The sequence below is a fragment of the Frankia gtarii genome (genome assembly GCF_025403375.1).
Lineage (GTDB): Bacteria > Actinomycetota > Actinomycetes > Frankiales > Frankiaceae > Frankia > Frankia gtarii.
Map to the genome: position 1 here is coordinate 1 of NZ_JAMPTM010000215.1, position 11,488 is coordinate 11,488.

Annotated in this window: 6 protein-coding genes and 1 pseudogene; 1 reads left to right on the forward strand and 6 read right to left on the reverse strand. The window is 73.2% G+C overall.

The window, feature by feature from the left end:
• The coding region (locus NBZ83_RS24085; protein WP_261575856.1) for a lytic murein transglycosylase at positions 1-1,919 on the forward strand (1,919 nt) is incomplete at its 5' end.
• Between the two features lie 388 nt (positions 1,920-2,307).
• On the opposite strand, the gene NBZ83_RS24090 is transcribed toward NBZ83_RS24085, so the two are convergent.
• From NBZ83_RS24090 to NBZ83_RS24115, 6 genes and pseudogenes are all read right to left on the reverse strand, one after another.
• Entirely contained in the window at positions 2,308-4,824 is a 2,517-nt protein-coding gene (locus NBZ83_RS24090) for an MMPL family transporter (RefSeq protein WP_438803333.1), read from the reverse strand.
• Between the two features lie 484 nt (positions 4,825-5,308).
• Positions 5,309-6,170, reverse strand: a pseudogene (locus NBZ83_RS24095) (RNA-guided endonuclease InsQ/TnpB family protein); the annotation flags it as partial.
• A 228-nt stretch (positions 6,171-6,398) separates the two neighbouring features.
• The gene (locus NBZ83_RS24100; protein ID WP_261570596.1) at positions 6,399-7,490 is read right to left on the reverse strand and encodes an LLM class flavin-dependent oxidoreductase; all 1,092 of its coding nucleotides are present in this window, start codon (positions 7,488-7,490) and stop codon (positions 6,399-6,401) included.
• 99 nt (positions 7,491-7,589) lie between these two features.
• Entirely contained in the window at positions 7,590-8,363 is a 774-nt protein-coding gene (locus NBZ83_RS24105; protein ID WP_261570595.1) for a thioesterase II family protein, read from the reverse strand.
• Between the two features lie 250 nt (positions 8,364-8,613).
• Complete coding sequence (locus tag NBZ83_RS24110) at positions 8,614-9,975, reverse strand: MFS transporter (RefSeq protein ID WP_261570594.1); 1,362 nt, start codon at positions 9,973-9,975, stop codon at positions 8,614-8,616.
• Positions 9,976-10,012: 37 nt separating this feature from the next.
• Entirely contained in the window at positions 10,013-11,467 is a 1,455-nt protein-coding gene (locus NBZ83_RS24115; RefSeq protein WP_498041074.1) for an FAD-binding oxidoreductase, read from the reverse strand.
• Positions 11,468-11,488: the final 21 nt, after the last annotated feature.

Genomic DNA, 11,488 nt, shown 5'->3' on the forward strand with positions numbered 1-11,488 from the left:
CCCCCACATCTCCCGGCGGCCGCGACCCGTCGCCGCCCGCTCCCCCCGTTCCCGGCGCACTGCCGTCGCGCGCCCGACATGCCGCGGCCGGCGGGGCACCGCCGCCCCCCGAGTCGGACGGCCGGCACCGGCGCAGGGCTCGAGGCAACGGAGCACACCGACGCGCCCGCGGCGGTCTGGTCCGCACGTCCCTGCTGCCGGTGCTCACCGCTGTCGGCCTGATGTTGTTCTGCACCGCGGCGACCCCACGGCCCGACTCCGCCCAGGCGCCGCCGAGCGGTCCCGCACCGCAACGCCTCGGCGACTGGGCTATGCCTGAGCTCATCCCGAACGGCCCCGCCAGCGCCGCGGCCACGGCCGCAGCCGCAGCCGGATCGCCGAGTCCCGGCGCCGACGCGGCCTCCCTCGACACGGCGGCACTGGCGGGAGCCGCCGCCGATCCGGGCGGCGAGCAGGCAAGCTTCACCCTCGAGGCCGGAGCCAAGGGCATCCCGGCCCGCGTGCTCGCGGCCTACCGCGGTGCCGGCGACCGGCTGGCGCGGGAGCAACCCCGCTGCCGGCTGCGCTGGGAGCTGCTCGCCGGCATCGGCAAGGTCGAATCGGGGCATGCCGCCGGCCGGCCGATCCGCGCGGACGGCACCATCACCCGGCCCATCATCGGTCCCCCGCTCGACGGCCGGGGCGGGCGGGCTCTCATCCGCGACAGCGACGCCGGTCGCCTCGACGGCGACACCCGCTTCGACCGCGCCGTCGGACCGATGCAGTTCATCCCCACCACCTGGGCGATCAGCGGCCAGGACGGATCGGGCGACGGCCGTCGCGACCCGCACAACATCGACGACGCGGCCCTGGCCGCCGGGCACTACCTCTGCGCGGGCGGACGCGACCTGGCCGAACCCGCCAAGCTGCGCGCCGCGATCTTCTCCTACAACCCGTCCGACGACTACGTCCGCGCCGTACTCGGCTGGACCGCCGGCTACGAAGGCGGCGGAGTGACCGCTCTGCCATCCACGACCGTCCCCGACGATGCTCCGTCCGTCGATCCGATTCCGGTCGTCGCCCTCACCACGCTACCCACGCCCGCGGTTCCTGCGACACCGAACGCGCCGTCGCCAGCTCCCTCGCGGCCGGCGACCGCCGCCGCGTCCGGCCCCTCGCCCTCGTCGTCGTCGCCCTTGTCGCCCTCGTTGCCCTTGTCGCCCTCGTCGCCCTCGTCGCCCTCGAACTGTCCGGTGTTCGCGCTCGCCAGGGACGATCTGCTCGTCCACCCGGCCGACCTCGACCCGGCTGCCGCCGGCTACGAGGCACTGGACCTCCTGTCCGAGCGGGCGCCGCGGGCCAGCGGCACCGTCGTCCTTCGCACCGAGGCTCGGACAACCGCAGGCGCGCTCGTCGCCACCGTCCGCAGGGCCATGCCGGACGACGCCGGCGCCACCGCGGGTTCCGCACCCACCTTGCTCGCCCGGATCATGGGCCACCCGCTTGCCGCGGCACCGCTACCCGATCACCTCCTCACCCTCACGCTCAGCGTGGACGCCGAGCCGGGCTGCCCTGCCCGCGTCCTGCTCACCGCCCGGATCCGCAACGTCGACCCGAAGGCCTTCGGCCCGAGTCCCACCGCCGTCCCAGCATCGACGCCGACCGCCGCGCCAACCTCGACCCCACCATCTACCCCGGCCTCAACGGTCAACCCGGACCCGCCCGTCGCGCCGGGGACCCCGACCACCAGGCCGATCGCCGCCCCCGGCGCGACGGCGACTGCCTCCGCTGTGAGCCCCACCGGTGGTCCTACGACCGCCACGCCCCTCCCACCGTCGCCCGCGGCCGAGGCGGCGTCGACCGGGTCCTCGCCGAGGTCGGACGCTGAGGGCGCGGGCATGCCCGCTCGGCCGCCGCCGACAGGCGCCGCGACGCCGTGACAGCCGCATTGACCAGGATCGGCATGCCCGTCGGGGTACACGCCGGGTAGAGCCCGACGACCCGCGGCTCGGCGCTCGCCGCGCGACATCCCACCCTAAAACACTTTACGTCATCTATCGTTTACCTTAGGCGACGATTGGAGGATTCGGCGTCCAAGGAGCGACAGTGACACGTCACCGACGCAGAACCTGATGCGGCCGGATGGGGACGGCAGCCGCGGCCACAACCGCCCTGCTGCTCGTCCCGGCGGTCGCCTACGCGGTGCACCGCGACGGCACCCTCTGGGCCTGGGGCAGCACCAAACGCCCCCGGCGGCGTGACCATCCTCTGACCTGCTCGCGACGGCGCCGACTCCTACGCGGACCGGCCCGTCAGTCCGTCAGTCCGTCAGTCCGGGCGAGCGTTGCCCGGCTGTTGAGGCTCGAACCAGCTCCACGGGGCGGGCGCGGTGGCTCCAACCGTCGACCCCGAACCGCCGCGGCGGCCGGGGCCGCGCACCGTCGTGACGACCTCGCGGTCCACGGCCACGCCGACACCGGCCCGTACCGCCCGACCTCTGGCGAGTATCCGGGTCGGCACCGTGTCCTCGGCACGCACGGGATCCGAGACGCGTACGGGGTCCAAAGCGCGTACGGGATCCGAGACGCGTACGGGATCCGAGACGCGTACGGGATCCGAGACGCGTGCAGGATCCGAGACGCGTGCAGGATCCGAGGCACGTGTGCGCTCGGCCGGCGAGCCGGACCCGCCGCCGGGCGCCGACGGCCGCACCGCGGCGGGCACGTCCGCACGTCGCGTGCCGGCGGCGTTGCGGGCGAGGTGCACCAGCGCCGGCAGCAGGACGATGCGCAGCACCAGTGCGTCGAGCGCGACGCCGACGGCCAGCCCGAGGCCGAGCAGCTTCATGGTGCGCAACTGCTGGCAGACCAGCCCGGCGAAGACGGCAATCATGATCATGCTGGTCGCGACGACGACGTGGCCCACGTCCGCGTGGCCGGACCGGATCGTCGCCGTCGGGTCCCTGTCGCCCGCCGGTTCGGCCCCCGGATCCCGAAGCCGGCGGAGCAGGGTCAGGTGCATGCCGATGGACAGGCCGAAGGAGAGGATGAGGATGAGGCCGAGGACGAACGGTTCGATCGGCCCGCCGCGTACCCCGAGCAGGCCGGCCAGGTGGCCGTCGCAGAAGACGAAGGTGATGGCGCCGAGCGCCGCGGCCGTGGTCAGCACGCTCACCCCGACGATGGCCACGGCGGAGCCGACCGAACGCAGGCTCGCCAGCACGGTCACGCCGAGGACGAGCAGTTCGAGGGCCGCGAAGGCCGGCAGGACCCGGGTGAAGCGGGCCGTCATGTCGTCGAACAGCGCCGTCTGACCGCCGACGTGCACCCGCAGGGGCGTACCGGCGACGGCGGCGGGCACGGCCCGGGTGCGCAGCAGCCGCACGAGGTCGCTGGCCTGCGTCGACCGGGGTCCCGCTTGGGGCAGCACCTCGATCAGGGCCGAACGGGTGGCGGGGTTGTGCAGGACCTGGAAGGCCCTCACCACCCCGCGGGTGGCGCCGAGCCGGTCGAGCAGGTTCGCCATGACGGCCGGGTCCGCCGGCACCTGTGTCGCCACGACGAGCACCGGACCGTTCAGGCCCGGGAAGTAGTCGTCGCTGATGATGTCGTAGGCCCGCCGGGTCGTCGCCGACGTCGGGTCGACGCCCCCGTCGCCGCCGCCGAGGCGCAGTCCGACGATCGGCACCGCCAGCACGGCCAGTACCAGGACCGCGACGGCGGCGAGCGTTCCCGGGAAGCGGCCGACGAGGCCCGCCCACGCCGAGCGCAGACCCGGCCGGACCGGCAGGCCCCGGCCCGTGGCACGCAGGTGGGTGCGCTCGGTCCAGACCAGCAGGCTCTGGCCGGCGACGGCGAGCGTCGCCGGCAGCAGGACGCCGATGACGAGGGTGGCGACCGCGGCCGCGACGAACGCGGCGGGGGCGAGGCCGGCGAGGACGCTGGCATGCAGCGCGCTGGTGCCCAGCATGACGACGGCGAGGCCGAGGCTGCCCGAGGCCAGCGCCCGCCCGGACTGGGCCATGCCCGCGACGATCGCGTCGGCCGGCCGCCGCCCCGCGCGCATCCCGGCCTGGCAGCGATGGACCACGACGACCGCCGCGCCGAGGCTCACCCCCACGGCGATCATCACCCCGAGCAGCGGCGCCAGCACGCTGACCTCGACCTGGCGAGAGAGCAGCGACACGCCGACCTGCACTCCCGCCGCGGTCGCGCCGGCGACCACCGCGCAGACCGCGATCCCGCCCGGCGAGCGCACCACCAGACACAGGATGATCATCGCGACGGCGACGGCGAGGGCGATGGGGGTCGCGGAGATGCCCCCCTGGACGATCATCGTGGTGCCGGGGCCCGACATCTCCACCTGGAGGTCCGGCCCGTCGTAGGCTCGGGCGGTCGCGATCAGGCGCCGCACCGCGGCGAGGTCGGGGGTGGTCGCGGCGCCCTTCATCACGACGCCCACGATGGCCGCGCGCCCGTCCCGGGCCACCGGCTCGACGCCGAGCAGCAGAGGTCCGGCCGGCCCGTACGGATCGATCGCCGTGGCCACGCCGGGCAGCCGGGCGACCCGCGCGGTCATCGCCGCGATCCGCTGGCGGACCGCCGGGGCGCGGACGTCGCCGTCGCGGGCACGCACGACGATCATCTCGGCGTCCGGCAGGCCGCCGGGCACGACGTTCACCGCCGCGTCGGTCGCGAGTTGGGAATCGGTGCCGGCCACGCCGAACGCCTGACGGTAACGCGCGCCGTCGTGACCGGCCAGGACCGCGCCGGCGGCCAGAACGACCAGCCACGTTCCCACCACGATCCACCGATGCCGCAGGCACCACCGAGCGATCAGCCCCACAGACATCTCCTCGACGCCAAGGCCGCCGCAATTGACGCACCTGCCCGGGTAATTCGAATTTGCGGACCACTGCGGGGACAATCTGAGCGCAGACCGACGATCAGCGTCAATCGGTGCCCGGCATCGCGGGCGCGAGATGGCACGGCGGTGCCGACCCTGGCCCTGACTTCGGGGGTCGACGTTCCATGCCGGCGAAAAGGCCCCGGAACGCCGAATCCGTCGGCCCCAGCTGAACGGCGGCGGTGTCGCGGGCCGCCGCCGGCACCAACCGCGACGGCGCCACGGGCGGCCGGGCGCCGCATTGCGGGAGCATTTCCAATCCCCGTGGATGGTCGGGTTATATCCAATCTTTAGGGGGATTTAAGGCCGCGCGTCGATTCTCGCAGAAACACGCCGGGGGCGGCCCGCCCGCCGACGTGACCGGCCCGGCTGCGGCGCGGATGCGGCGCGGGCGGATCGCATCCGCGGCGCAGGTTCGCCGCCACCGGGAGAGGGGGTGCGCAGGGTTGATCTTCTCGCCCCGGCCGGGGGCTTTCTGTTCCAACCGGGCGACCAGCAACCCCCAGCCGTGAGCAAGAATGCTCCGGTTGAGCCCGGCTTTCTGCCGCACGTTCCGGCCCGGCTCCTCGACCGTGCCACGGGCCGAGCGGGTCATGGCCCCGATCGGCAGAGCCTCCACCCGGATCAGATCGTACCGACGGGCAAGATCGGTGCTGGTCTTCTCGACCCAGCCCTTGCGCCGGTCGACCTCCCGGGCCTTCACCCGGGCGATCCGCGCTCTCAAACGGGCCCGCCGGTTCGATCCGCGTTGCGCCTTCGCGAGCCGGCGTTGCAGGCGGACCAGTCGAGCCTGTTCACCGGGCCGCAACCCAGGGCAGTGCAGCATCTCCCCGCTGCTCAGCGCGGCCGACACGGTCACTCCCCCGTCCACCCCGACGACCGTGCCGGTACCCGGCGCCGGGACCGGATCGGGCACGGCCACGAAGGCCACATGCCAGCGGCCCGCCCGATCCCACCTCACCCGGTAGGAACGGGCGTCCGCAACAGCACGGGACCGAACGACGGCCTGCGACGCGAACCCCGGAAGAAGTGCGCCATGGCTGTGGCGAAATCCCGCAACGCCTGCTGCTGGACAGTCCACGAACCCGCCGCAAGCCATGGATTGTCGCGGCGCGCCTCGGTCAACTGGCGGGACTGCTCGTGATGGCCGGGCGCCGGGCCGCGGCGCGGATTCCACCACGACTGCTGTTCCACAGCGAGGTTCCACACATACCGCGCATGCCCGCAATGGTCTTCTCCAGCACCGCCGCCTGTTCGACAGTCGGGCAAAGCCGGTAGCGGGACATGACTCGGTTCTACGACAAGGATATCGACCGATGAATAAGATGAGGCGGCGTTTCATTCCCGCCGTGAACGGCGGGGTCTCCACACCGCAATCCCGATGACGCAGACGACCAGGAACGACCAGGTACAGGTCGTCATCCCCGGCCAGATCGTGGCCGCCCTCGAGGAGGCCGTCCACGTCGTCGCCCGTTCCGAAACGGCAACATCCCCCGGTGAGGGCGGCCGCAGGGCTAGGTCGCGACCTTCTCGCGGGCCTCGCGACGGGCGAGCTCCTTGCGCACGAGTGGGATGATGTAGCGGCCTGTGTCGATGGCATCGCCGATGTCGCCGAGGGTCGGCAGCGAGATCACGTCCGCACCAAGCTCGGCGTACCGGACGAGCGCCGCCGCGATGGTCTCGGGCGAGCCGACCAGGAACGACGAGGCACCGCCGGCCCCGGCGATCGCTCGCGGCGTCCAGAGCACACCACCGTCATGCGTCTCGCCCTCCTGCGCGATGTCGCGCAGACGCTGCGAGCCCACGTTCGGCAGGTTGACCTTCAGCACCTCGCCGTAGTGAGCCCTGGCCCGCTCGACGAGCTTGCGAGCCTTGCGCTGCGCCAGTTCGTCGGTCTCGGCGACTATCGGCCGGAAGGTGACCCAGAAGCGAATTCTGCCGGTCCTGCCGACCTTCCGCGCCTCCTCGTAGACCCGGTCGATCTGCTGCTTGGTCTGCTCCAGCGGCTCGCCCCACAGCGCGAAGATGTCCGCCTGCGCGCCGCCCGCCGCGTAGGCGTAATCCGACGATCCGCCGAGGGAGACCGGCATCGGCTCACCGGAATAAGTCTGGTAACCGGGCCCGAAGTCATCGAAGTCGTAGAATTCGCCGTGGTGTGAGAACGGCTCGTCCTTCGTCCACACATCCCGCAGGATCTGCACGAACTCGGCGGAGCGCCGGTAGCGAGCATCTTTCTCGAGGTAGTCGCCCTGCCGCTGCTGCTCCTCGTTGCTCGAACCGGAGATGATGTGGACCGCCGTGCGCCCCTTGCCCAGCTGATCGAGTGTGGACAGCGCCTGTGCGGCAACCGTCGGGAACGACGTGTTCGGCCGCACGGCGACCATCGGCTTCAGACGCTCGGTGTAGGTGAGGATTTCAGCCGAGCGAACGTACTGGTCAGGACCCGCCGAGTGGTAGGCCACCAACGTGTAGTCGAACCCGAAGTCCTCCAGCGTACGCACGTATCGACGGACGTACTCCGGGTCGAGCTTGCCACGCCAGAAGTCGGCCGCAATGCCCTCGCCCGGCTCACGCCAGTTAGCGGCATTGACGAATTCAACCGGCATTATTGTCCTCCTGCTTCGGGTTTATTCGACGCCGAACTCTCGCCCACCGAGGCAACAGCCCGGGGGCGGCTGCCCTCGGGCCTGGCCGTCCGGGCGATCTCAGGGCGTCGGACGGGCGTCGCGCGCGGCGGCGAGCCCCGCCGCCACCGTGGCCACCACGGCGCCCTGCTGGTCGATCAGGTAGAAGTGGCCGCCGGGGAACACCTTCAGCTCGAACGAACCGGTGGTGTGTTCACGCCAGAGCTCGGCCTCGGCGAGCGTCACCTTGGGATCGGAATCCCCCACCATCGCGACGACCGCAGTACTGATCACCGCGTCACGCGGCGCGCGATACGTCTCGATCGCCTGATAGTCGGCACGGGTCGGCGGCAGCACCATCTCGACGAGTTCGGGATCGGTGAGCACCCGCGGATCAGTTCCCCCAAGCTCGCGCATCTCCCGGAGAAAGCCCGCGTCGTCGCGGCGGTGGACGGTCTCGAACCGTTCGGCCGAGGGCGCCCGCCGCCCCGAGGCGAACAGCACGAACGGCACCGGTTCCCCGGCCGCCGCGAGCCGGCGGATGACCTCGAAGCCGACGATCGCCCCCATGCTGTGCCCGAGGAAGGCCAGGGGCCGGTCGGTCAGGGGGACGAGAAGCTCGGCGATCCGGTCGGCCAACGGCGCGATGGACCTGTGCGCCGGCTCGGCCCGCCGGTCCTGCCGTCCCGGATACTGCACCGCCTGCACCTCGGCAACCGAGGACAATGCCTTCGACATCGGCAGATAGGAGCTCGCCGCCCCGCCCGCGTGCGGGAAACAAACCAGCCGCGGGGCGTCCGGCGGACCCGGATGAAATCGCCGCAGCCATCGGTCGATCTCAGCGGACACGGACATCTCCAGGCCATCTTCTCCGACCCGGACCAGCACCCGGCCGTGGCGTTGTCTCCGCCTTTTCCGGAGGAATTCCCATGGCTCCACAGTATGCGGTGCGCCGGCCTTCGGCTCGTTTTGTGGAGGGGCGTCGGCCACATCACCATCACGATGTTTCCGCCCGGTGGCCGGGGGTGCGTGCCGGCAGCGGTCGCACCGCCGTGACGCGACGACCTGCCGGTCGCCGGGCCGGACTCGACGTCCCGCCAGCCGGTCACGGACCACCGGCGGCCGGCCGGATGGGAAGCTGCTCGGTGGCCTCCCGCGGCGGCGGGGCGCAGGCAGGCGCGGCGGGAGGCGGCGCGGCGGGCGCGGGTGCCCACCTGCGGTTCGCCACCCAGGCGGCGATCGCGGCGGCGGCGGAGGCCAGACCGCCGACGTAGAAGCCGGCGCGGGCGCTGTGGTGCTCGGTGAGCCAGCCGACTCCCAGGCTGCCCAGCGGCGTCGTCCCCTGCAGAATGAGGGTGTAGAGGGCCATCACCCGGCCGCGGTAGCTCGGGTCGCCGCCGAGCTGGATGCGATGGTTGGCCGCCTGGGCGAAGTACAGGGTGGCGAAGCCGGTCAGCGCCAGCAGGGCGATCGCCGCCGGATAGGTCGGCGCGGCGCCGGTCGCCGTCTCCAGCACGCCGAACGCGAACGCCGAGCCGATCACCAGCCTGGCCGACGGGCGGCTGCGGCGGCCGGTCGTGATCAGCGCGGCGACCAGCGAACCGGCGGCGAGCCCGGTGGTGAGCAGACCGAAGGAGGCCGCGTCGGCGTGGAACACGGTGCGGGCCAGCAGCGGGACGGTGAGCTGGAAGTTCATGCCGAACAGCCCGACTGCGGCGACCAGGCCCAGCACGACGACCAGGTCGGCGCGGCCGAGGACGTAGCGCAGCCCGTCGACGATGCGGGGGGCGATCTCGGGGCGGGCATGGCGGTGGATCTCCGCCGGGCGCATCAGGCGCAGACCGGCGACGGTCGCCAGATAGCTTCCGGCGTTGATCGCCATTGCCGGGCCGGTGCCGAAGCCGGCGATGAGTGGGCCGGCGGCGGCCGGGCCGGCGACCCGGGCGATGTTGAAGTAGGCGGCGCTGAGCGCGGAGGCGTTGGGCAGCAGCTCAGGGCCGACCAGCTCGCTGACGAACGCCATCCGGGTCGGCGTCTCGATGGCGTTGACCAGGCCGATCGCCAGCGCGAACGCGCAGATCTGCCACAGCCGCACCGCGCCGGTGAACACGAGCAGCGACAGTGCCAGGGCGAGCAGCCCGGCGACCAGGTTGGCACCGGTCAGCAGCAGGCGTTTGTCGTGCCGGTCGGCGAGCCGCCCACCGTAGAGGGTCAGCAGCAGCATCGGGGTGAACTGCAGCGCGGTGACGAGGCCGAGGGCCGTCCCGGAGTCGCCGCTCAGCGACAGCACGAGCCAGTCCTGGGCGGTGAACATCACCCAGGTGCCGGTGACGGAGAGCACCTGTCCGACGGCGAAAAGTCGGAAGTTGTACACACGCAACGACCGGAAGACGCCGTCGATGATCCGCTCCTCGCCGTGGTGGCACCATGACCGCTGTCCCCACCATCGTCGCGAACGGCGGCGCACGGCGGGCCCTTTTCCCGGTTCGGCCGGCCCGTGGGCGCTAGAGGGCGCGGCCGGGGTTGAGGATGCCGGTCGGGTCGAAAACGCGGCGCAGCTGACGTTGCAGGTCGTGGCTGCGGCTGCCGAGCTCGGTGGCAAGCCAGCGGCGTTTGAGCACCCCGACGCCGTGTTCGCCGGTGACCGTGCCGCCGAGCTCCAGGGCAAGGGCGAAGATCTGCTCGGCGGCCGCCCACGCCTGGGGCGGGATCTCCGGCAGGGACGGGTCGACGACGATGATCGGGTGCAGGTTGCCGTCGGCGGCGTGCGCCAGGGTGAAGATCTCCACCCCGGTGTCGGCGCCGATCTCGGTGACACGGGCGACGGCCTGCGCCAGCCGCCCGCGGGGCACGGCGATGTCCTCGATGAGTACCCGCCCGAGGCGTTCCAGGGCGGGCAGCGCCGCGCGGCGGGCGGCGAGCAGCGTCTCGGCGGTCGCCGCGTCGGCGGAGCGCCGCACCAGCCGGGCCCGTCCGGCGAGGACCGCCTCGGCGGCGTCGGCCTCCTCTGCGGCACCCGACCCGTCGGTCTGGACGAGCAGGAACACCTCCCCGTGGGCGGCGAGGTCGCTGCCGGTGGCGGCGTCGACGGCCCGCACGGTGCGGGCGTCGAGCAGTTCGGCGACGGCGGGGACGATCCCGGCGGCGCCCAGGGCGGTGACCGCGTCGACCGCGGCGGCGACCGTGTCGAAGTAGGCGGCGAGGGTGACGGTGGCCCGCGGCGCCGGCCGCAGCCGCACGGTCGCGCCGACGACGACGCCGAGGGTGCCCTCGGAGCCGACGAACAGGCCGGTCAGGTCGTAGCCGGCGACGCCCTTGACGGTGCGCCGCCCGGTGCTGATCAGTTCGCCGTCGGCGAGGACGACGTCGAGGCCCAGCACCGACTCGCGGGTCACGCCGTACTTGGCGCAGCGCAGCCCGCCGGCGTTGGTGGCGATGTTCCCGCCGATCGTGGAGATCGCCGCGCTCGCCGGGTCCGGCGCGTAGCACAGGCCGACCTCGCGGGCGGCGGCGTCGAGATCGGCGGTGATCACGCCCGGTTCGACGACGGCGACGGCGTCGTCGACGGACAGTTCGCGGATGCTGTTCATCCCGGCCAGGTCCAGCACGACGCCACCCGGGCCGGCGGCGGCGCCGCCGGCCAGCCCGGTACCGGCGCCGCGCACCGTCACCGGCACCCCGCGGGCGACGGCGACCCGCAGCACGGCCTGCACGTCGGAGACCTCGCGGGCGAACGCCACCCCGAGCGGACGGCCGTCGGGAAGCCAGCCCGAGCGGTCGAGGCGGTGCGCGTCGACGACCGCCGGGTCCGTGCTCCACCGGCCGACCGGCAGCGCGACGGCGAAGGCGTCCGCGCGGATCACCTCCGCGTCCGCCGGGCCGACGGCGCGCGGCCGCGGCGCGACACCGGCCGCGGACGGCCGCGGCGCGACGCCGGCCCCGGACGGCCGGGGTGGGATCGCGGCCGCGGACGGCCGGGG